23 protein-coding genes are annotated in these 23000 nt (G+C 42.8%); 14 read left to right on the forward strand and 9 right to left on the reverse strand.

Annotated elements, in window-relative coordinates; all coding sequences use genetic code 11:
* Positions 1-10: 10 nt before the first annotated feature.
* From MUN86_RS14920 to MUN86_RS14930, 3 genes are all read left to right on the forward strand, one after another.
* Positions 11-1033: a hypothetical protein gene (locus MUN86_RS14920; RefSeq protein WP_245118859.1), complete on the forward strand. Its 1023-nt coding sequence runs from the start codon at positions 11-13 to the stop codon at positions 1031-1033.
* A 408-nt stretch (positions 1034-1441) separates the two neighbouring features.
* Complete coding sequence (locus tag MUN86_RS14925) at positions 1442-1948, forward strand: hypothetical protein (protein ID WP_245118861.1); 507 nt, start codon at positions 1442-1444, stop codon at positions 1946-1948.
* A gap of 197 nt (positions 1949-2145) precedes the next feature.
* Entirely contained in the window at positions 2146-3597 is a 1452-nt protein-coding gene (locus MUN86_RS14930; RefSeq protein ID WP_245118862.1) for a hypothetical protein, read from the forward strand.
* Between the two features lie 346 nt (positions 3598-3943).
* Here MUN86_RS14930 and MUN86_RS14935 read toward each other — a convergent pair whose 3' ends face one another.
* Positions 3944-4687, reverse strand: coding sequence for a PIN domain-containing protein (locus MUN86_RS14935; protein ID WP_245118864.1), 744 nt, complete (start codon positions 4685-4687; stop codon positions 3944-3946).
* A gap of 134 nt (positions 4688-4821) precedes the next feature.
* Here MUN86_RS14935 and MUN86_RS14940 point away from each other — a divergent pair, with 134 nt between their 5' ends.
* The 5 genes from MUN86_RS14940 (at position 4822) to MUN86_RS14960 (ending at position 8104) form a co-directional block, all read left to right on the forward strand.
* Positions 4822-5007, forward strand: coding sequence for a transposase (locus MUN86_RS14940; RefSeq protein WP_245118865.1), 186 nt, complete (start codon positions 4822-4824; stop codon positions 5005-5007).
* 124 nt (positions 5008-5131) lie between these two features.
* A complete protein-coding gene (locus tag MUN86_RS14945) occupies positions 5132-5299 on the forward strand; it encodes a hypothetical protein (RefSeq protein WP_245118867.1) in 168 nt (55 codons plus the stop codon).
* Between the two features lie 85 nt (positions 5300-5384).
* On the forward strand, positions 5385-5540 hold the full coding sequence (locus tag MUN86_RS14950; RefSeq protein ID WP_245118868.1) for an integrase core domain-containing protein: 156 nt from the start codon (positions 5385-5387) through the stop codon (positions 5538-5540).
* A gap of 1070 nt (positions 5541-6610) precedes the next feature.
* Positions 6611-6877 (forward strand): hypothetical protein, encoded by a 267-nt coding sequence (locus MUN86_RS14955; protein WP_245118869.1) that lies wholly within the window; start codon positions 6611-6613, stop codon positions 6875-6877.
* 675 nt (positions 6878-7552) lie between these two features.
* Positions 7553-8104: a hypothetical protein gene (locus MUN86_RS14960; RefSeq protein ID WP_245118871.1), complete on the forward strand. Its 552-nt coding sequence runs from the start codon at positions 7553-7555 to the stop codon at positions 8102-8104.
* A 651-nt stretch (positions 8105-8755) separates the two neighbouring features.
* Here the strand turns inward: MUN86_RS14960 and MUN86_RS14965 are convergent.
* Complete coding sequence (locus MUN86_RS14965; RefSeq protein WP_245118872.1) at positions 8756-9151, reverse strand: hypothetical protein; 396 nt, start codon at positions 9149-9151, stop codon at positions 8756-8758.
* Between the two features lie 88 nt (positions 9152-9239).
* Between MUN86_RS14965 and MUN86_RS14970 the strand changes: the two genes are divergently transcribed.
* Together MUN86_RS14970 and MUN86_RS14975 are read left to right on the forward strand one after the other, a co-directional pair.
* Positions 9240-9620 carry a hypothetical protein gene (locus MUN86_RS14970; RefSeq protein ID WP_245118873.1) on the forward strand — a complete coding sequence of 127 codons (381 nt, stop codon included), beginning with the start codon at positions 9240-9242 and terminating at the stop codon, positions 9618-9620.
* Positions 9621-9629: 9 nt separating this feature from the next.
* A complete protein-coding gene (locus tag MUN86_RS14975; protein WP_245118874.1) occupies positions 9630-9977 on the forward strand; it encodes a hypothetical protein in 348 nt (115 codons plus the stop codon).
* Between the two features lie 676 nt (positions 9978-10653).
* Here the strand turns inward: MUN86_RS14975 and MUN86_RS14980 are convergent.
* The 7 genes from MUN86_RS14980 to MUN86_RS15010 form a co-directional block, all read right to left on the reverse strand.
* Positions 10654-13998 carry a DEAD/DEAH box helicase gene (locus tag MUN86_RS14980; protein ID WP_245118875.1) on the reverse strand — a complete coding sequence of 1115 codons (3345 nt, stop codon included), beginning with the start codon at positions 13996-13998 and terminating at the stop codon, positions 10654-10656.
* Between the two features lie 383 nt (positions 13999-14381).
* Entirely contained in the window at positions 14382-14708 is a 327-nt protein-coding gene (locus MUN86_RS14985; protein ID WP_245118876.1) for a hypothetical protein, read from the reverse strand.
* A 705-nt stretch (positions 14709-15413) separates the two neighbouring features.
* The gene (locus MUN86_RS14990; protein ID WP_245118877.1) at positions 15414-15959 is read right to left on the reverse strand and encodes a hypothetical protein; all 546 of its coding nucleotides are present in this window, start codon (positions 15957-15959) and stop codon (positions 15414-15416) included.
* A gap of 274 nt (positions 15960-16233) precedes the next feature.
* Positions 16234-16731 (reverse strand): chlororespiratory reduction 6 domain-containing protein, encoded by a 498-nt coding sequence (locus tag MUN86_RS14995; RefSeq protein ID WP_245118878.1) that lies wholly within the window; start codon positions 16729-16731, stop codon positions 16234-16236.
* 9 nt (positions 16732-16740) lie between these two features.
* The gene (locus MUN86_RS15000) at positions 16741-18363 is read right to left on the reverse strand and encodes a hypothetical protein (RefSeq protein ID WP_245118879.1); all 1623 of its coding nucleotides are present in this window, start codon (positions 18361-18363) and stop codon (positions 16741-16743) included.
* Positions 18364-18743: 380 nt separating this feature from the next.
* On the reverse strand, positions 18744-19523 hold the full coding sequence (locus MUN86_RS15005; RefSeq protein ID WP_245118880.1) for a hypothetical protein: 780 nt from the start codon (positions 19521-19523) through the stop codon (positions 18744-18746).
* 328 nt (positions 19524-19851) lie between these two features.
* Positions 19852-20091 carry a hypothetical protein gene (locus MUN86_RS15010; protein WP_245118881.1) on the reverse strand — a complete coding sequence of 80 codons (240 nt, stop codon included), beginning with the start codon at positions 20089-20091 and terminating at the stop codon, positions 19852-19854.
* Positions 20092-20237: 146 nt separating this feature from the next.
* Here MUN86_RS15010 and MUN86_RS15015 point away from each other — a divergent pair, with 146 nt between their 5' ends.
* The 4 genes from MUN86_RS15015 (at position 20238) to MUN86_RS15030 (ending at position 22977) form a co-directional block, all read left to right on the forward strand.
* A complete protein-coding gene (locus tag MUN86_RS15015) occupies positions 20238-20402 on the forward strand; it encodes a hypothetical protein (protein ID WP_245118882.1) in 165 nt (54 codons plus the stop codon).
* Positions 20403-20551: 149 nt separating this feature from the next.
* Positions 20552-21337, forward strand: a complete 786-nt coding sequence (locus MUN86_RS15020) for a Y-family DNA polymerase (RefSeq protein ID WP_245118883.1) — start codon at positions 20552-20554, stop codon at positions 21335-21337.
* Complete coding sequence (locus tag MUN86_RS15025; RefSeq protein ID WP_245118884.1) at positions 21256-21846, forward strand: DinB/UmuC family translesion DNA polymerase; 591 nt, start codon at positions 21256-21258, stop codon at positions 21844-21846. The genes MUN86_RS15020 and MUN86_RS15025 overlap by 82 nt, the downstream gene beginning before the upstream one ends.
* A gap of 60 nt (positions 21847-21906) precedes the next feature.
* Positions 21907-22977, forward strand: a complete 1071-nt coding sequence (locus tag MUN86_RS15030; protein ID WP_245118885.1) for a hypothetical protein — start codon at positions 21907-21909, stop codon at positions 22975-22977.
* Positions 22978-23000 lie beyond the last annotated feature (23 nt).

A 23000-nucleotide genomic window follows, 5' to 3' on the forward strand; every position in this document is an offset into this window, starting at 1 on the left:
ATTGGAATCAATGGAAACCCCAACCTTATTCGAACGATTATTCGCTACACACGAACAGTATTATGCTGATTTGGAGAAGAATATCCATGCAGTAGAAAAAATTCCATCCTTCTTCACGGTACAAGTTACTGCTGCCATAGCCCGAAAGATTAAAGCGGAATATGATGCAATGGCACTTTATTATCGTGAGTCAGCTATCCCCAACGCTCAAAAAATGGTTGATGAGCTTATAGATGGCTACAATAAATCACAGCAAAAAAAGGACTACGCAGCAACATTTGGTAAAAGATACATATTTGAAGATTCCTTCCATGCTATCACCAGAGAAGTTTTGATGTCGGGTTATATTGCTATCAGCCACAAGCTTGAAATGCTCATTGAGTACACCAAAAACCATTCGACCGGTAAGCCATATGCTACTATGCAAGAGCCTGTGGGTTACCACATCGTTGATTACCTCGAACATTTGAATGCCGATTTCGGGCTTCCTATTGATAGATTAATGGAGTTGGACCATAACGTTCAACCCAAGAAAGGAATATGGAATTATAATCACCTGAGGACTATCATTACACCCAGGATTTATAAAATTCGAATGACTGCCAATCGGATTAAGCATCAAGGCGGTTATCCGAAGCACGCCAATGACCCTATTTTTGATTTCTACCCGAACTTCAGCAAATACCCAAACTTCGGTACCGACATCAAGAAGAAAACAACGTTTCGGATTCCGTTAACTGAGGAAGAATTACTATTGGACCTGGACTATGCTGGAAAGTACATAACCCAGATTCTTGGCATATTTTCTGAAGTCAATATGTACAGCATAATTATGAGTATGATTTGGGTTCCTGCACAGAAAGACGAAATTCAAGCCAGATATACAATTTTGACCCACTACTTACCTTCCTTGAAAGCTTCGATAAAGAACAAGGTTAAACAAGTAAAGGATGTCTGGTTGGATAAAGACCTTGAACCGTCGCAACGGATACCCAAGCCAACCAAATTCATCTTTGATGAGAGTAACCTATAGCCCCTGGGCTAGTTTACGGGTACTGAACGGAGCCGGACCAGAGAGTGTGTAGCGTTTAAAACGCGTTTAAGGAACACAGTTTCGCGTTGCGCGTTCATTTCGACGTTTTAGCTCAGTACAGTTCAACGATTGTTCATACTCTTATTATCTATATCTATCATCCATACCGTTCTGTAGTACCCTCTCATCATCCACCTCTATCTTTATCGTTCTCCTATTATGACCACACACTTGCCAATACCATCTATTCAAAACACTAATTATCAATGTTTTACATACGCAATGATTGTGATAAAAGTGTAAGAGAGAAGGGCGTATCCGGTAAGAAGGTAGTACTGCAGACGAAAATTGACTTTCGCCGTGGTACCAAGTGCGTGTATGTTTGGTTAGAACCCAAACCACCCCTGCATGAACACTGGCCTTGAACTCTGGAAAACCATCACCGACTATCCCAACTACGACATCAGTAATCTGGTTCAGGGCCTTCACAATGGCTTTGGCCGTTATCTCTCCCCTACTCTGATTCCTTTGGGGTTCCGAATTGTGGCGGTCTACAACCGGGAGGCCGGGACCCAATGTCGGTTCCGGGTTGCCACCTACTGGGTTCCCAACCTGGACGGAATTAAACGTTGGATACACCGCAACGGGGATAAAGAGGATAACCGGGCCGAGAACATCCAGTGGGTGAAAGTCAAATTAGTGTTGCGTACCCGGAAGGCAATATGCTGGGTTATGGCGAAGCGGAAGAACTGTTCCTCTGCGTATAAGAGAGTAACGTGGAGTAATAAGAAGCCCAAGCGTGTGTCCCACATACGAGCCGATGACCACCTTTACTACCTAGGTAACTACTACTCCGAAGAGCAAGCTCACCAAGCGTACCTGGACGCCAAAGCGGTTCACCATGTCGCCGTGTAGGTGACCTACTAAAAGTAAATATTGAATTATTCCGGATTTCGCAGAATCCAGGAATATTTACCCATAGACACTCAACGAAGTGTCCGGGGCTGCCAGCGTTTTGGGTAATGGACACTGGCAGCGTTCCACCCCGTTCGACATTACCCACCGGTTGTGGAACGCCGGTAGTACTAATTGAATCATTACCCAGTGCCTCAGTGCCCAAAGAATTTACCTTCAATACAAGGCAGCTATTCGTACCCGCAAACATTAGCAACCTTTCAGCTTTCCTAACCTCACAGGGTTGGACCCAGCGTCAGATTGACGACCATCAAGATAAAATAGCTTACACCCTGAACCGTATCCTCACGGCACCCCTGTACAACAAACGGATTGGGGCCGGTGATTACGTTGCCATCAACCATGACGTACTCGCAAACGTGATTGGGAACCGATACGTGAAGTTCGTCTTGGACACTCTTCTTTCCGCAGGGGCCATCGAATGCGACAACATGTACAGCAAGAAAAGCGGGAAGTCCTACGGGTACCGCATCACCGAACAAGTGGATAGCAAACCAGTCGGCTTGTTGATATTCAAGCAGGAAACCTTCGGCCGCAAGCTTGCCGCATGGACGGAGAAAATGGAAGTTGAACTTCGGAAGGACCGGTTCCTAAATCGTATCCACAAGGACATGAAAAACCTACGCATCCACCACCGGGAAGCACGCAGGCACAACGAAACCGTCTACGAAGCCACCCAGGACTTCATCGTGAACAACTGTGCCACACTGGACACCACTAAGGTCAAGCATAGAGCCTATACGGGCCTCCTGGACGAAGCAATGGCTATCAGCGAACTGATTCATCTGCCGAGCTTCAAGAAGCTCACCAAGGTCCTCAAACATGGTCAAAAGGAAGACCCGACACTGACTGTTTACAAGACCATGATGCGTACCATCTTGAAGTCGTATTCTAAAAACCTGATAGCAATTGATAAGCTTCACACGCTGAACATCAAGGTTCCCATCCGGCCGGACAAACTATCAAGGGTATACACCATCCTAACTAACCTGAGCAGCCAGCTACGACCGTTCCTCTACCATGTCAAGCATCCGGAAGAAACCCTGGTCAACCTGGACATAGCGAACTCCCAGCCCTTCCTTCTGTCTTTGCTCTTGGTCAAGCGTTACGACTCACACGACCTGCCCGGAGACGTTAAGCACTACATTGAACTAACATCCAGCGGCAAGTTCTACGAATTCGTAGCCCAGGCTAACAACGTCCACATGCGTACCAAACGGGAACGCCGGGACTTCAAAACCAAGTTCTTCGCTTCCATCTTCTTTTGTAAAAACAAGCATACCGAATCCAGTAAAATCGGCAAGTGGTTTCGGGACACCTTCCCGAAAGTCTACCAGTTGATTTACGACTACAAGCTTACCGACCACGCAGAACTTGCCGTAGCAATGCAGAAGGAAGAAGCCCGTATCATCCTGGATACTGTCGTAGCCAGACTGCAACCCTACAAGATATGGGCAGCAAGCATCCATGATAGTATCATTTGCTTAGAGTCGGACGCGACTCTGGTTCACGCTATCATGACGAATGCATTTCAAGCCAGCTACGGCTTGAATCCGACTATCACCCCGGAACCGTTGAAACCCAAATAGCGCATTGAATCGCTATTGAATGAAGTGTGATTTTGATTAGACATTTCGCTGGTGAATGGAAAGAAGACACATCCTAAATACAGGAAGATTAATCCCAATTGAATGAAGTCGAACCCCAGCCCGAAACGGCCGGGGTTTTCTTTTTCTCCTGGGTTCCGCACGACTGCCGCAGGACATAATATCGGAACCACTACCAGTATCGTCCACCACACCAGCGTCCGTTCGGATTTCTTCCCTGGGGGAAGTACGTCACCAGCATCACCATCATAACCCGCGCAACCATTACCAGCATCAATAAGAGCGAAGAACCCACCCTAGAAGCCCAACCATAGTGGGTTCGATATTTTCAGTCCCAACGTGATAGTGACATGTCACCAACTTCACCCAATACAATACTTCCATCACTCTGAAGCTCGAATTGTACGTCCACAGTATAGCTTAAATGGGTAGTGACTTGCTTCAGGGTATCCGCTATAAGGGTGTTGTTCGCTAAATCCGATGGGAAGGTTAATACATAAGCCTGCCCTGAATGCTTACAAGAACCCATAATGTCTACAATTACGGCAACCCTCCCATTCGAGAAAGTATACACCCCGTGACTCACAATTGAAAAGGTTCCAAATGTCAAGTACACCGATTCACTCTTATAGGTAAATACTTCGCCGTGTGCTCTATTGAATTCAATTATCTTGTCGGTCTTGCTATAGATGCGGTCACCAATCCTACTGAGTACCTCCCCTGTGTTTATGTTGCTTACAAGCCATTCGTGGGTAATATGCTGAATAGGGCTATAATTGGCTGTTATGAACTTATGCATGTTACTGTAATAAGTAATCGCAGTCGGTGACACGGCCCTTGCTTCCTCCTTCAACTCCGGATGAAGACCGGCCTTACCGTCTCCAAACGCTGAAGCATCATTGCTGATTAAGTGGTATGTGTAGAGAAGGCTACGGGTGTTTTTGCTAGCATCCTCAAGTATAGTGTGCCATAGGATGGCGTCCCGGAATTGCTGCCCAGCACTATCGAACGGTTTCTTCCGATTAATGGCCTTGTGTACCAACGTGGGTAACAAATCGTTGGGTAAGGGCAAAAAAGTGAGGTGGTCTAGGCATGACGGACAGAAGAAGGACGTATATTTCTTCTGCTATGGCAACCAAAACCAACGGGGCGTCGCCCGACAAACGACGCAAATACGACGAGGCGTTCAAGGCCTAGGCGTTGCGCTTGGCTGGCGAGAGCCGCAGCACGCAGGCCGCGGCGCGGCAATTGGGCATTAGCCCCAAGCTGCTTTACCGCTGGCAGCAGGCCCAGCTCGTGGCCGAGGTGGGCAGTGAAGAAGTGGCGCGTGCCCCGGAGGTGCGCGCCCTGCGGGCCCAGCTCAAGCAGGCTAAGCAGGAGCTGGATATTTAAAAAAGCCTTTGTCATCTTCGCCCAGCCGACCCGGTGAGCACTTACCAGCACATCGCCCAGCGGCCCAGGCAGGTGCGTGTGCGCCAGCTCTGCCAAGTGCTGCGCGTGGCCCCATCCACGTACTATGCCTGGCAACGCCAGCGACAACAGTTGGTGGTTGAACCGGTGCTCGCGCAAAATCGTCGACTGGGATGTGCGCGACACCATGCCGCAGTACCTAGTCAGCGAGGCCCTGCACCGGGCGCTTGTGGTGCGCCGCCCACCCTTGGGGTTCACGGGCACTTCGACTTAAGTGACGCCGAGGCGTCACCTTGGGCAGCCAGTACACAGCCACCCGCTTCAAGTGCCTACTGACCCATCAGGGTGAACTGCAAAGCATGAGCCGGAGGGGTAACAGCTATGATAACGCCCACGCCGAATCGTTTTGGAGCCGCTTCAAAGCCGAGCTGCTCGACGGCGGCTACTTCCCCGGCCTGGCCGAAGCCAAGCTTGAAAAACTACTATGTGAAAGCAGCTCTTGTCTCCGGCTCTAAGCCAGTCTTTCAGGAAATTTATATGTACTTGAAGGCCTATTAACCCTCCTTTTCTGTACTTAAACCTGCTTTAAGCGTACTAATTAAGCCTATTTATGTACCTACAAACTCTATCGTTAATGGCCGTAACATTATTGCAAACAGCATTATGAACACCGCACAGGTGAACGGGTACTATAAATGAGGCCATACAGACTTTTTCTCCCTCCTCCCCCCCCTGTATCCCCCTATGGTTCAAAATCACCCTCCCCCCCCCTTTATTCATGGGACTGCGTTTGAAAAATTTCTGGCTTAGTCAATTCTGGCAACTTGGCTAAAGTCATATTATACTTATTTATATGCATTTATACTTATTTAAAATCCTTCGATTTAAGTCGTAGTTCTATCCAATGCGCATAGGTTAGTGAATTCCTGAATGCAGCTTAGACACAACCCACCGTCAGCTACGATACGATTGAAGATGGACAATACTGTCATCATATTAGCATTATAGAGTTGTTAAGTTTTAAAGCAAGTCGATACAACCCTGTATCAATCAATGGCTTTAAAACATATTAGGCAACAAATAAAGCACTGCAATAACCTTATGAGTGCTAACTAAAAGCAGAAAACACTAACAACCTATTGAATAAGCACAATACTATGGACAACAATTTGTTGCCTATATTTCCCTGTGCTATAGACAACAATTCGTTACCTAGGTCTCTATGCCATAGACAACAATTCATTAACTGTATTACTGCATTCAATACCTATTTTTATTGGCAATTATATAAAAAGGGTTGTACGATAAAGAATAATATAAACTTTTTAATAAAATAGGCATAGCGAAGGTATAATAACTATTTTTTTCCTGTTATGAGGCAACAATTATTTATTAGCCACACTGGCCTTAAATGCACATTTATCAAAAATACAATATAAAAAAAGCAGCTGCGCCTTAAATAGTTATTATAACAGACAACAATTCAAGCACTTGCTATTTGGTTTTATGACGCTTTATCTTTGTGCCATAAATTTTCGAAGGCGTTCATTTAACACACATTCCGCGCATTTAAATTTTAAAACCTATGGCACTGCAAATGAAACAAGGGAATATGCACGAATTCTGTGAAATACTAAAGTTACATTTAAAAAGAAGAAAAACAATTAGAATTGGCTCCATTCAGGGCAGCCTATTAGTGGCATCCTTACCTTACCAAAAGAATTCATTTCAAGAATTACTCAATGAAGATGAATTCAACTTAGTTGCCCAGTTAATTACCATGAACGGAGGAATACTTCGCAAACAAATAATGCACAATGACAATAGGCCATTTTATGTCGACCTTAAATAAATAAGATGGATGTTTTAAATAAAATTATATCTGAATTATAAAAGAATTATGCAGCGCAAATCTTCTGGCCTCAAATACATGAAAAGTCATTTTACAGAAATACACTTTCACTCAATTATAAACTTGAGTTAATGAAGATTTCAAGTCTTCATGGCTCATGGCAGGTAGCTAAGTAAAGTAGCCCGGAGCCATGAAGAGTTTAAGCACATGTACTAAAGAAGCATATGTAGTTATAAGTGTCAATCAATAATACTATCAAGTAGCACAACTGCTGGGCACAGTAAAAAGGAATTTATTTCTTGAGCAAATGTACAATTTGGCTACTGCCTGCTTTAGCGATTTCTTCTGTAAGCGTTTAGTAAAGTTTTCCTTCTAAAGGTCAAAAAAGTCTGTCCGCTCTTAATTCTGACAGACTAAAGTCTTGATTTAATGGCTTTGCAGAGACTGAGAAAGCAAGATTTCGCTTTCTATTAATACTATATGGTATTATAAAAAAACTCTTCGTCTCGAACCAATATTGCAATATGGGTTGAAGACAATACTTTGTTCGGCTAGGCTCACCAGAACAGTTTTTCACTAAGCTTTTAGATAAAGTTTAAGGATTTTATGGCGATAAGGTAACACTCTCGTCTTCCACTCCTTGCCGTACAAACTTACATCCACATGTCATTTAAAATGAAAGAACTTCAAGAAGCTTACATTCATTTACCCAGCCATAACGCCACTAAACATGACTTACATATGTCTAAGCATGAAGCGGAACGTGCTCGCACATACTTCAAAGCATTAGTCAACAAGCATTATATCCGGGTGAAAAGGCCTAAACCAGGAATGGATGGCGGAGCAGCACAATATTTCTCAAACACTATCTACGTTCCAATTATAAGAAACAAGGGCGACTTCTATTTGTGTCTTCACGAAATTGGGCATATGCAGCAACCGCCTACTATTATAGAGAAAATGGACCCGGATTTTATTGATGAAGCTATTATCATAGACGAATACAAAGCGGATTTGTATGCCCTTGAACATGCGCAACTATTTGGAGTTGATACTACAATATTTCAAAAGCACGCCATGTGTTGCCTATTCCCATACGTCAAGAAAGTACATCAGAAAAAGGTCAAGTGGGCGAATATGGATGAGCGGGTTCGTGACATTGTAATGAATTGGCTTGGCATTACTGAAGCAGACTGGTCCGCTCATGAACTAATTATAATCAATTAATTCTATACTTAGTGACCGGGGTGTAAAACCCCAAGATGGGCTTTTACATCTGCGATGTAGACATTCATATGTGCTTGGCCTCAGGTATTCGCGCAGGGTCTAGAGTTCCCGCAATTGTTGGCCGTAGAGGACACTTTGCAGTCAACCCTGATGGTGCATTCAGAGGCTAGACAACATCAAGGTAGACATAGAGGGACTAGACTCCTTCATCCTTCCTGACTGGCATTGAACTTTGCGGTCAATACATCTATTTTGCCAGTAAATACTTATCTCGTTATCCTGATGCGCTTTTTTCTATTAGCTCTAACTTTAATCGTTAGCCTGACTAATTTTACCCCTACTCGCAGCGTTTCTAGTGTACATGTCCGCTCCATTACCGGCGTTTATCTCTGCCAAGGCGGCTATCCTAAAGTATATCACGCTAGTAAGACTTGTACGGGGCTAAATAATTGTTCTACTAGCCTGAAAACTGTCAGTACATCCGAAGCTCAATTGTTGGGTAGACGAGCCTGTAAACGCTGCTATTAGCCTAAAGGCATTGGTCTAGCCTGGACATAAAAAAACTCGACCTTAGAAAAGCTGAATTTAAACAAAACATGTTGTCAAATATACTGACACTTGTTAGTACCGGGCATACAGTTGCGGCCAGAATCACGGCTGTTGGTCAACCAAATAGTAGCTTGGCAGGCTGCTTACGCCATTTCGCTGAAGTAAATCCTTTTGCCGTTTTGCCAACTTGGCCGCATCCACTATAACTAGGGGTAACTCGTCTAGAGCGCTCTCTAGTTGTTGCGGTAAGAGATGCTGATAAAAGCTTTGATTTTGACTAGAGTAAAGTCCCCAATTTCCTTTTTGTGCAATAATGTCTTTGAGGTCCTTTCTTACGTCTGCTGGTTTTCTGTTTTGGTTACCTACAGCATGACGTAGAACCCGACTTAAAGCGGGTGATTGTGTTTGGCTTTGCAGCAATTTTTGAAGTTGGTCGAGTACGCCATCAATCTTAGTAGCGTGATTATGTAGACTAATGTAGTATTGTGCAAGATTCATTTTAAATTTTTATCAATGTTTAAAAATCAAAAGTATTAATATCAGCTTTTAGGGCAACCTTTTCTCGTCGAAATCAGCGCTCACCAAAATGGCTTCACTTCCTTCACCCAACACCTTCAGTGATGTTCTCCAACGTTACCAGCCTCAAGTAGCCCAAATAAATGAGCAAGGCCATGAGTTACTACGGGAAGCACAAGAACTACTGTCTTACTTCGAGTCGATGCCCGAGCATTTGACGCACCGTCAGTCGCACGACGCTGCTAATGAGCTACGTGCGCCTAAAGGTATTATTGCTGTCTTGGAAAGCTCTTTTGAAGATGTTTTCAAAAGTTTCACAGCTGACCTTCCATCAGTGTACGATGAAGGTATGGATATAGCTTTAGCTGAGTATAAGTTTGAGGAATGTATCCGCACGGCTAGTGCTATTGTTGCTACATATCGTACTCAATTAGATACCCTTCCTCAATAATTCACCCTTATGGCTCCAAAAAGAACATTCAAGAGCATAGTACCTACAACGTTCGCTTATAGCCGAGGTAAACTCTGGGAAGGTTTTAGTTATCCTTTGTATCGAATGAACTTGAACAAGATTATCGAGTTCGTCAATGAAACCAAACAAGAGTTAATTAACCGTTTTGGCTCCGTGCATGACCGCTCGGGAGTGGGTGCCGAAATCGACAGTATAGAGTTCATCTTAGAGCGTCTATCGAACTGGCATAGCGCTAATGAGCAAGTGGATATTCGTGACCAATACGTATATCTGGAGGCCTTAGAAAGTCACTTTGAGCATTTATTCGAAATGTTCGATGAGATGGATAGCGAATAGACCTTATAAAATTCTTTGTAATACAACAGTAAAGATGCTGCTTACATACCTTGTATATTAACTAGCAACAAGGCTTACTCTCTAAACTTAGCTCTAATGCAATACAGGGAATCTAAATTAGAATTTGAGGGTAAACGCATCATTTATATCCAGGTCGCCCCATCTAATGCTACCCCTGGCCCTAACGGACACCCGGCCTTTGTTGATGAGCTAGTTAGCCGGTACCAAACCCCTACTACTAGTGTCTTTATTGCGTTTGGCCTAACTATACCCTATGCGACTAACGATAGGAAGATGCTACTGATGCATGCTCTATCCGCTGGAGTACTATCAGGCAAACTGAGTACGATTCTCAAATCACTTTAACAGTCACAGCCGTCGACTTCAAGAACCCATTACACCTGCTGAAAACGACTATAATTTCAGCAGGTGTGTGTAATGATATGACGCCGATAATCAATTCTATTGGACGAGGCTTCAACAGCATAGCTGGAACCTCGCACTGAGTCGAAAAGGAATGTTCGTACTCCCAATATCTAACAGATAAGAAGGTACTAGACTAGGTGCTCATGGAGAAAACAAGAAGCTTAGATGAGGGTCAGCCGTTGGTTAACTAAACATCAATAAGCTCTTACAATCAGAAATAGGGCAAACTGTAAGGAAAAGGCAGTGTAGGTCAACTCGAAATGACACCTAAGTCCAGGTTATACGTCTCTTTGAGATAACCTTGAGTAGAACCTAAGACATGCAGACTGCTATCAGGTATTGTGGCCTTCCTGAGTCCTGGCTGAACAATGAAAATTTTATACATGGCCGGAAGGATTTCAAGCGACCGTTTAAAATCAGCAAGCATCTGTTTGGTTCCTGTCTCAAAGCGAGTGGGAAATCCTCTTGCTATGCGTTCAGAGTCCCGTCGCAACATGTGGTCAATTAGGTCTATTGTCTTATATCTCCAATGAATACTCTTCTGAGCTTGACCACAAACCACATACAAGTCATCAATTCTGTTGCCAGGAGTTTCTTCCAGAGAGTACTTGCAGTGGAAAAACTCTACTAGGACTTTGTTCCGGCTCTTTCTGAAAGTGATGATATCTGCCGCTTCGCCTTGGTCATCATCATCAAATATGATGTCGTAACCTGACTGTTTCAATTGTTCGATTGTGTGAAACTGGATTGAATTACGTCGATGCTCTACAACCCCATCCCTCTTTTTATATTGAGATTCTCGTTTCAGCAATATACCAGGCCAAGTCCATGGAGCTATTTGGTCTACATCAAACGGTGGATAGCTATGGTCACTGGCGTCGACGAAAATATTATTCTCTAAGTAAGATGTATTGAGGAACCGAATAGCAGGGCCCTCTTTTAAGAACCAATCTTCTATTACTTGATTTTTAGTCCCTTTCGAAATATGGATATCTGGGCCGCTCAACTTTCTATACAGAAAGCCTCTTTTGTTGTCTTCATTTGGTTCTTCAATTACAAGCTCATATTCACTTGAATCTCCTATATAGGACACAATAAACTTCAGTGGACCGTCAATACTTGGGTCAGCCAAGTCAATGCTAGTAAGGTAGATGGGTACTTCTATGTCCCCAAAAAGTAAGTGTACAGACCTTTGTGGTGCGTTCATGACGCTGACAGGCCATTCAATAGTAATTGGCATTGCTATTGGCCTACTGGTAGCAATTGTTGCTTTGAGCAGCCCATCAATAATTCTATCACTGTCAAGAGTATCATTAGATACTTTACGGCCAACGTTGTAGCACCACTCACGCCACTTTACAAGGTTGGCTGCCTTACTGTAAGACCATACTTTTCCTTTATAGGAGCAGCCCACACTTACTTTTTCGCCATTCTCATACCCAATTCCGAATACATTAGATTTAAAATAGTTAGCCTTATTGGCTGGTGATAAGGCTTCTTTCAAATCAGTACCGGAAAACATCTTGTACTGGATAGGTCCTGATATGGCATTCTTCAGGCCGATATTAAAAAGTACAGCCCGGTTTATGTCACTGAAAGAACGGAACATCATTTCGCCACTAAGCTGCACCACACCAGGGCTTATCGCTTCCGCTAGCTTTAATTGATGCTCGTCGGATGAGCTATAGATGTACAACAAGCTACTCTCTTGTTCTTTGTGGGCTATGTAGACATTCCATATAGTATCAGATATGCCTTTGATATTGCCCCACTCAATGTAAGAACGTTGTTTGGTGACAATAATTAGAGTCTTGTTCTCACTGCTATAGGTATGGATATATTCTGTGTCTTTAAGCTTACTAAAGACCCTCTCAAAGTCTTCTGGCTTCCAATAACCGTCTTCTTTAGCATCTTCATCCTCGGAATCTCTCTCTTCCGGTTCTTTACACCTAAAGATGACTGTGCTCATCTTCGGAAGAAGATTTTGCAAAGGAATCTCGCTTATCATCTTATCATCGAAAGATGATACGAACTCTTCCAAGTTGATTTTATCTTCTATTTCTAATGTACTACTATTTCTGAGGATAATATTCCAGTCGGCATCTTCGCTATATAAAGCTTTTATTTTTTTATCTACATCATTGCTGGCAGTGTTTGCCACCATAGTAGCTTCGCCGATGTTGGGAATAGTCCTGGTAAAGCGTCCAGTGAATTGAAGAGTAATCCCGAGGCTTTTATGCATGTCATGTAGAGCTGCAATCTTGAGTTGAGGTAAGTCAAAGCCTTCTCCCAACATGTCAACGCAGATAACAATCTTTGATTCTCTCGATAGTATTTGAGCTAAAATCCGTGCCTTCTCAAGGTCTCCTAGTTGGCTATGAATCACCACCGGCTTTAAGTCCTCGTTAGGGCTATAGTAAGGGAGTATTTCCTCAGTTCTTTTAATTGAACTAACCCTGGCCATCATGATATGGTCAAGACCACTTTCTAGGTCTCTCCTCAGTATGCGAATGGCTTTCTCAGCAATTAACTTGTCCGCCTCAATAGGGTTGACCTCAAAAATTGATTCAAGATTTATTCTCTTGAAATATTGCTCTTTTTGAGCCTTCGCAAGCGGATAGTTAAAAATTGTTTTCCCATCTATATGCTGCCCATCGTTTCGAAAGGGTGTCGCCGTGAATTGAACAATTTTTTTCTTCAGAAACCGCCCCCGAAAGGTAAACCAGGTTTTGGCTGGTATGTGGTGAGCCTCATCGATAAACAAGTGACTTACTAGCTCAGCGATTCTAACCTGCACTTCAGGCGTACAGCCACCAACAATACTCATTGTAGTGACCACTATATTACACGAGTTAAATATGTCGTCGGCTTCTTCGGATGTTCTAGGCTTATGCCTTAACAAGCAAACCACTGGGAAATCCGCATTCTGGCCAATAATACCGAACTCTTTCAGAACACCAATAGATAGGAATTTATTGGCTATCTGGTTACGAAGGGCATCAGTAGGAACAACAACCAGTATTTTATCACACTGATGATAGACTGTTACCCCCAACATGGTTTCCGTTTTGCCGGTACCCGTTGGCATAACAATGGTTGCCGGAGACTCACTTACCGTCCAATGTGCGGAAATGGCATGAATGGCCCCTACTTGCGGATTCCTTAGGCCAAACTGGACAATTCTATCTTCCGCCTCATCCCGAATTTCTGGAAGAAAATTAAAGTTGTTCTTCCAAGTTAAAGTCACCTGCCGGGTATATTCTATCCGTTCGTCTGTTTGCGACGCAAGGCTTACGCTATCCATGACAGGATGCTTGAACCAGAATAGTTGACCGGAATTCGAGCGGGTGAGAATCTTTTCATTCTCCAAAACCCTTAATTGTGTGAGTTTATCGGCATGGGCTACGATAACAGCCTCAGAACCATCAGGCAAAGAAATTCTTACCCCTGTTATACCTTTCGCTGTGAACTCAGTACCTACCTCGAAAATCTTGACTGGAAGAAAAGCAATCTGCTTTATGGGGTTCTGTTGAATCTTTGTATCAATTTTAAAAACAGCGGGCAATATGTAGATGGGAACAGTGGGGTCTGGCATCTTATAGGTTGTGTAGAATTTATATAAAAGCAGCTCTATGTGAATCTTTTGTCAAGCTTCTGTCTTAACGATTTATGCTTTGCTATCAACAAGTCAATATTCTTTATAGTGCGCCCTATGTACTTAGCTAGCTTTTTCGGAATATATCATCAAGCGAAGAATTTTGTTATTCCCTATGACCACCTAATAGTTTAATTATTGTAGAGCGTAGGCTTTTCATCAGCGGCTTAGTTATTCAAGATTCCATTGTAAAGTACCAAGTTACCTAGGCCTAAACCCGAAGCAAGTGTTATGTCCGCCGAAGTTTCTAACATTTTTCACTGGGCACAAAAAACCCTGACATCCATCGGGACGCCAGGGTTTATCATAGGCCTTATTTACATTCAGGCTTGCTGCCTTTGGGCCTCAAGGCATGCAGCATCGAAGCAAGGGGCTCCAGGTTGGAAGTATATTATCATTTGTGCAATTTTATGCACGACAGTGCCATTATCATCTACTTCATTCAAGGCAAGCTCTACTTGAGGTGCGCCGCTTGGACCTGGATTCGAGCATATACCAAGCAAAAATCTATTTTTGTTTGCTTGCTGAGGATGATGTCTTTTGAATTGAGCTATTAAGTCTATTTTTTCTGCACAGGCAATGTGAGGAGGTATATTATAACTATATGTTCCGCGGCCAAAAGGGGTGAAAAACTCTTGGAGATTAGCCATATTCGACAATTGAAGTTGGTGGATGCACTTAGCGACGAGTATACGAAACGATACTACCTAGGGCTACAGCTACTTTATATATCTGCTCACAGCACTGTTGGGAAGACCTACCCTTCATCCCACGGCACTTCGGAGCAGAGGGAGTCCGCTTATTAGCTAGGAGCAACATGTTCGCCCGCAAGGCTACTACGTTTCCGCTAACGCCGGCAAAAATTACCACCTGAAATTCACTTCAACTAACGTCTTAGGGTTCAGTGCTGAAGGTTAGCAGGAATAAGATTCTCCTTCGGAATCGGTCGTAATCTCTACCGTTTATGAATAGGACTGCGAGGGTAAAGTTTGAATAAATTTAATATCATTAATAGAAGTACTTTGCGGATGGTCGTAATACGAATCAATTCGAGCCTTACAAGCAAGCAACTTCTGAACATAGTCTTTTACATAGTGTTACATAAACCATGCACCCGTTGCACCATCGTGACATTACTCTAGACGTGTTTAACGAATCAACGGGCATGGTTGCTGCTTCTCTGGCAAATTCGCCTGTGACTAGCAGTGTAATGAGCTTTGTAGATACATATCTGTTACAGAACACATTGTCGTGAACTTTTTGGATTATCTCCGACCTATACCTGCTGAACCAATAATGTCGCAAGGATGGGAACCCGGCTGCATCGTCGGGTTTGTGCATTTATAGTCCTGTAATTAGATGCCCAAGTGTTTTCTTACCATTTTTTCTACTAACGGTGAAGACTCATCTACCTCTTCGGCAGCTTTGTCCATTTTCGGTTTAAGCTCACGAAATGATGCATCAAGTGTAGCCAACGAAATTCGATTGTTGAGGTAGCTGCTTATAATCTGGATGTACTCCATAGAAACTTTTAGGATAGTGCTGTTAAATGCCTCAAGGCCATTTTTATCGGTTTGAGGCAACAGAAAACCAAGAGTGACGTATGATTTCATCAGCTCTTCCTGTACAGCTAACAAGCTGTTTAATAACCGTTTCAACTCCTCATGGTCATCATTGATAACCACAGTAAGGTAGTTGACTCTGGCAAACAGTAGACCTACTGCCTGTGCATAGCTTCTGATTTCGGCATTACGGATAGATACAAGGCCATTGTAACGTAGCTCGTCCCGTTTACTTCGCCTATCCAGAAGGATTTTTAAGAGCGCCAGTGGAATGCCAGCTAAGGCAAATATTTGAACCCAGTACTGGATGGCGTAATTGAATAATTGCTTTATTGTCATCGTATAAAGATGAAACCTAGCTTAGGCTAGGGAGAATGGTCTGTACACTACACCAAAAACCATGTACCCTATTTTGACTAGAGTGGTACAGATTAGTCAACAATAGTGGTACAAGGCTAAGCATCCAAGGTGACTCAAAATCAGAAAAACAACCTCTACTCCCAGGGCCTTGAAAATATAGTGCAGTAGCGGATAGCAAACCTAACTTCTCAAGTGAATTTACTTAAAATACAAAATTTATCACTTTAGGTAAGCAATAATGAATCATTGTTTTCTATTCCGTAAAATTGAACAGACGAAGAACTTTTAAGATGTAATCTGATGTAGCTATTGATTCTTCTTCGCTTATACCTGAAGCATCTGCCAATTTATTATAGTAATGGAAATGAGATTCAACTATTACCATTAATTTCTCAATTTCAAATAGAACAGCAACTTTGTCATTGTGTTTTGACTTAATATTAACTGGACATATACATGCAAACAGAGTGAAAAATGAGGATATTTCAGGTGGCAAATCTTTATTTAGCCAATAAAACCAATACGGAAAACTATTATCTAGGAACAAAAAGAATTTTCTAACTTCAGGTATCTCAAACAACTCGCGCGAGTCATTATCGTAGCCCGTTATAACGATATTTATTTTATTATAAACCTCTCTTGGATTCTCATAATAATTTAGCAAAGTGCCATATATATCGATTACATCAAAATCTTCTATCTCCTTTTTATCGAATTGCATCATTATGATGTCAGCATCAGAGTAGTTCATATCTTTTAGCTATTTATTTTTATTAAGCCAAGCTCTTAATTCGAAAAATGTCATAACCCAATACTCACTTACCAAAAATTTTACAACATTGGGACTTGATGTTACGAATATTTGATTTATTGAGTATCCAGGCTTCAAATCAATACCATGCTGCAATTTAAAAACACTAGCCACAGAATGGTAATTATTTAAAACCCAGTCTATTTTTTTCAAAAACTTATAATGATATTTTTTTTGATTGAAATGGTCATTAATTACTTGCCCCATCCCTCTAGCATCGACTATAGTTGCTAAGTTTTTACACTCTATAACAAGCATTGCATTAGCATCCCTATCAAAAGCAATAATATCTATTTCGCCACATGATAAATCTTTTTTGTTTACTTTTTTAAGATTTATTATACACATGTAATTATTCGATTCCAATAACTTCTTGGTCTCTTGTTCAAATATATCTTCATGATAGTAACGCTCAATTTCTGCCAGCTCAACAGCAGAACCTTTATACTTCTTGAGGTCACTTCTCTGACCTGAAACCAACTTATATATAAAAGTATTTAACCACTCTGATATTGCCGTTGGGCTTATTATTAAATGTGTTTTACTAGATGTAATTGAAACGTGGCTCGCAGTTGCATCATCATATATTGCTTCGAGGTTATCAGACAAGTTTAACACTATTCCACAATAGTTTAACAACCTGACAGATTGACTTTTCCTTAAAAAGTCTCTTGGTTCGTAAAAAGGGTGACTAGCATTTAATGCTATAAATTCCAAGAAGCCTTTGACACTTTCTCGAGAAATGCCTGATGCGCTAACAATGAAATCGATAGCTTCTTCATATGGTTGAACTAGTATCTCAGCAGATATAGGACCACATATTTTCTCTAAAATATCTATTGATAATTTGCTTGCTATTTCAAGTGTGAATTTGAAATTATCACTTAGGAAACTATCAATTTTTGCTAGTAGTACAGGATTATGAGGACTAATAGGATTATCAGAACGCGAATGACCATCACTAGTTAAATAAGATGCAATGTTCTTATATAGTGCCCTATCTTTATTATCTCTAATTATGAAGCCATCCTGAATAGTAGATGGGCTAAAAACAAGATAAGACGATTTTAAAATATCTTTCAGATGGTGTAAAAAATTAGAGCTTTCAGATGAGGTAATCATTCCAGCTAGAACAGTAAACATATCATTCAAGTCCTGTTCATCAGGCTTCAACTTCTTGAATGTGAATTTTCCGTTTAGCTTTTCTATCGCTTTCTCAGTTACATATCTCCACCCATACCTGCCTATTGGCGCTAATTCAGATGACTCTCCAACAAGTTTTGCTACGTCAGACTTAGGCATATGGTATATCATTGTCCACACTGCAATTTGTCTGTAAGCTTCGAGTGCCCAACTAGCAGGATGGCATCTATTTAAAATAGAATCAAATTCTGCTCTTAACTTATCAAAGCTCTTATTGTGAAAGCTCTTTACTTGATTCAGGTCACTAGTCTCGTGAACAATTCCTTCCGGCCATGCCTCTGTTATAACTCTGCAAATTGTTGAATAATTTATTGAACTAGCTGGTAAAAAGGGCTTTTTACTCTTTTCTTTAATACTAGAATTAGACATACTAACTACTGATTTTTAGGCATTTATTTAAGAATACAATTTATCAATAAATTGCAGTTAATATGCTTTTTATATCATATGAATGTTGGCTTAAATAAAAGTGATGGGTAGAGCAGTGGACAACTCGATGATTTCATATCCCCCAATTATTTGGCCTGCTATAAAAGCAGGGTACATTCTCTAATACACCAAAAGCTGGCCTTAACTATGCTATTAGCGTCCTACGAATACAAAAGAAGAAGGCCAAGTAACTCATCACGCTGAGGTAGGCGGCTCCTGGCTCCAATTTTATGGTGGACCAACAGAGCTGTCAGTAATAGAGATACGACTGCCGACGAGACTATAGTATATCAGGTCTGTTTTGCTCTTGGATGTCTTAGCTAGTCCTCGATGTAGATGCGCTTGATACCGCCGTTTGGATAGACATGCGCTCTACTAGTCTGCCTATTATAAAAGAAGGTGAAGCTCTTAGTACGCCCCACAAATAGATAGTTGGGGGAGGTCCGAATAAATTTGCCCTCATACTCAATTACCACTCTATCTACATTCCTTATGGTTTTCAGGTAATAGCCCGATGACAATGCCCAGAGGAAATTACCCCACAGGAGCAGGAGCATCAAACAGAATGTTTGGATTCCAGTGCGTAGAGTCTTGTTATGAGCTTCGGCAGCAGCGTCACTACCACTTCTTTTAAACTTCACACAGTGCTTAATTACGAAGTCATCTAAGAACACGGCTCCGAAGAAGATTAGCCAAGATGATATTGTATATATATCAATTGCACCCTTCAGATATGTTTGCCATACACTACACACTGAGAAAGTTACTGCACCCCACCAACATAGTTTTGCAGCACCTGAGCCAAAGTATATCTTTCTGAGGTTGTGCAGTAAGGAAATGGGAACATCTATATTAAAGAGGGACAAGGTCTGACTTACGGTCTGCTGATTGGAAATAACTATCATTAGGCATGTATAAAGTCCTATTGCGATAAACTGGGAAAGGAGATAGCCCGACATTAAGGACAACAATTCCCCTAGCTCCAAATAGTCCGTGATTGCGATGCCAAAGACCTTATAGAATACGATTACTCTAACAAGGCAAATGACAAGTAGTAGTAGTGATGCTAGGGGTAGATTATCCTTGATTCTATCGAACATATCGGGTAGTATAGGGTCATTCCAAAGTTAGGCTACTTAACCCTACTGCTTCGCCTTGGGCACAAAAAAACCGGTCCTTTAAAGCACCGGCTTAGTTCTAATTTTGAGTATAAATAATGTTAGTTCTGCGGGCGGTAACGCACTGGTTCCTACTCTAACCCGTTCCGCCAGACTGGTCATATATTTCTTTGCATAGTATTCCTAGCACGATTAAATCGATTATCCCGAACAATTGAAAGTTGCCTGGGATAACATTGTCACCAAGCAAAAACACTGAGCGCATAGGTCTATCAACAAAGAATTCGAGGGAGGTTAATGCCTGGGCTGATTAGTAATTCGACTGCTGCGCCATCCAGGCCAGCGCAAAGCATCCTGCCACGAAAGCACCTACCCAATACAGCAGGGTAAATAGACCTTTCTCCGTGAAGCGTTGGGCATTCCTGCGAGCTTTTCTAACCAGCAGTGCTGTTAGCAATCCAAGGGGTACGAGTACTATCAAACCGACGATACCGAAGAAGGTCAATGTGCCTGAAACAAGATTGTCTCCAAGCAGGAAGACGGAGTGCATAGCCGTATCTTGTTATGGTTATTCTATCAATATAGCTCCGCACTAATCATGCCGACCTCCCACTACTCCTCCGGGCCTTACTCTTCGACCAGCAAGCCCAGGTAGTTTGGGATGAAGGCCGACACCTAGCCACTAGGTATGAGGAAGTGGATACCGTCGCCCTTTACCACATGGCAGGCGGCTTCTTCGTGGAGTTGTTCTATAATCCCCTAGATAACGTGCTCCAGGACAAGCTCAGAACTTTTGTAAGCACGGCGCTGCTGGAACCCTATGCATCTGTCGTCAACCTGGACGACTTGAAGCTGGAGTAGGCCCCCAAGCCCAAGCGGATTACAAATATTTCTGGTAATTACATACTAATTTGTTTAGCACCACGTATACTTGCATCAAAACCATGTAAACGTCCTGCTATGCAACACACCAGACTACCCAATACGCCAGTATTAGACGCTGAGAGGCCATGTTCGCGCTTGTAGATTGCAACAATTTCTACGCAAGCTGTGAGCGAGTATTCCGGGCCTCCCTGGCTATTGTACCCGTAGTGGTGCTATCAAACAACGATGGTTGCCTGATTTCCCGTTCTGCAGAGGCTAAGGCCCTGGGTTTCCAGATGGGAGACCCCTATTTTCAGGTAAAGCTCGAGTTGGATTACAATAAAGTCCGTGTATTCTCCTCGAACTATGCGCTCTACGGGGACATGTCTAGGAGGGTCATGCACTATCTGGCGTCGGTGGCCCCCACCATTGAAATCTACTCCATTGACGAGTGCTTTCTGGACTTGCACGGCATGAATCGCTACCTCTATCCCGACCTTGCTGTGTTCGGAGCCGAGGTCCGGGAACAAATCCGCCGCCGCACTAAGATTCCGACCTGCGTCGGCATAGCGCCCACGAAGACCTTGGCAAAGCTGGCGAACCGGATAGCTAAAAAGTACCCGGCCATGAAGGGAGTTTGTTACCTGGACACCGAGGAGAAGCGCCGAAAGGCCCTAGAGCTAACCAAGGTGGAGGACGTGTGGGGCATCGGGCACCAATACGCTACCAAGCTCCAAGCTCAGGGAATCCGCACCGCTGCCCAGCTCACCCAGCAAAGCGAGAATTGGGCTAGGAAATTTCTTGGTGGCGTTGTCAGGGTCCGGCTGTTGCGGGAACTCCAAGGCAAGGTATGCCACCAATTGCAGCTCTCAGAAGACGGTACCCTCTCTCGCCAGTCTATCCCTACAGCCGCACCTTTGGGACGCCCCTGACCACCTTTCCCGACGTTCTGGGCGCGGTTAGCTCCTTCACTTCCAGGGCCGCTGAAAAGCTCCGTCGCCAGGGTTCCGCAGCCAATACCATGTCGGTATTCCTGAGCAAAGACCGGTTCAGTTTGGCGCCAGGGCCGCATTCATCCTCCACTGTCATTTCGCTCCCCGTAGCCAGCAGCGACACCTCCGACCTGATACGCTTAGCCCGCACGGCCCTCAAGCGGCTATGGCAACCGGGGTGCGTCTACAAGAAAGCCGGGGTCATCTTCGATGGCCTGGAAACGGACGGTCAGCAGCAGCTTGATTTGTTCGCCAAGGTCAACGTCGGAGAGGCTCGCGACAAGCTAATGAAGGGCCTGGACAAGCTCAACGAACGGTTCGGGTCCGGGGCCGTGACCTTCGCATCGGCGTTCGTGAAGAAAGGAGAACGCCCGGTTTGGGATAGCAAAGCTGACTTTAAGAGTCCCGCCTACACGACTGATTGGGACGAGCTATGGTTCATCACTTAACATTTTAGTTAGATTGTAGCGGACCCTCAATATTTAACAAAATTCTAAACACTTCATTGGATGGATAACTCATTAAAGAAGATAAATAATCGCATCAAAGAAATAATTATAGCCGTTAACAAAGTATCACATGTTTGCTATAATCCTCTATGCGAAACCCATAATATGGCAATAAATTCGCATGTTTTACAAAATAAAGTACTATGGAATCATATAATAGGTAAAATACATGGCAAAGACAAAATAATTCAATTATCTACAAGCGATTATTTTCAACAGTTAAAATTTACAGAAGGTCGGATATACCAATTCTCACCTGCGGGTCCCGAATTAAATATGATGGCCTATTGGGGATTTTGCAATCCTCCTTGCGATAACGACTTATTTTCTAGTTTTGAGGATAACCCGAATACTGATTACTCAGCCCCAAAGACGCAGCTATTGCTTTCTTACAGGGCATACTTACGCTTAATGCAGGTAGATGAGTATACTATACTAATTATTGATGAGATACTGCGGGACCCGCTCTTTGCCGACACGCCTGAAGCCCAAAAAACTCATTGGAGGATGATTAGGGCAGAGAAAATCGGCAATTGCTTAAAACATTATATTTTAAAACGGACCCTTGAATGGTTTATCAGCAATCCCGCGAATAATACTGCATTGAAGTTTATAACTTTTGAACTACCAAGGGTTCCAGTTGCGACTTCCACGTTCTACACAGAAGAACATTACGCAATACTTGACCCAGGAATAGTGAATAATTTCACTCCAGATTATCGGCAAAAGTCTGATAATATGATTAGCTACTCCGAAATACCTATAGTATTTCTGCACCTTATTCCTAATGACAATAGCTTGACAGTCTTAATTGGATATAGCAATCTTATTAATAATATTAGTGGTATTCCTGTAGACGAAATAACCAAATTAGCAATTCCAGAAAAATTTAAATTAATAAGCGATGTTCTTATTAAACGAGTAGAAACTTGGTGTATGTCACCAGCCTTTTACGAAAACCTTAAATCAACAGGCCAAGAGGAAAAGATTTTAAAAGCCATAGACCATCACTTAGATTATGAGAATAAACATCTACCTGTCGAAGTAAACATATTTGAGGGTGTTGTATAAGAACCAGAAGCTAACAACAAAAA

The organism is Hymenobacter volaticus (assembly GCF_022921055.1).
In the GTDB taxonomy this organism is placed as follows: Bacteria; Bacteroidota; Bacteroidia; order Cytophagales; family Hymenobacteraceae; genus Hymenobacter; species Hymenobacter volaticus.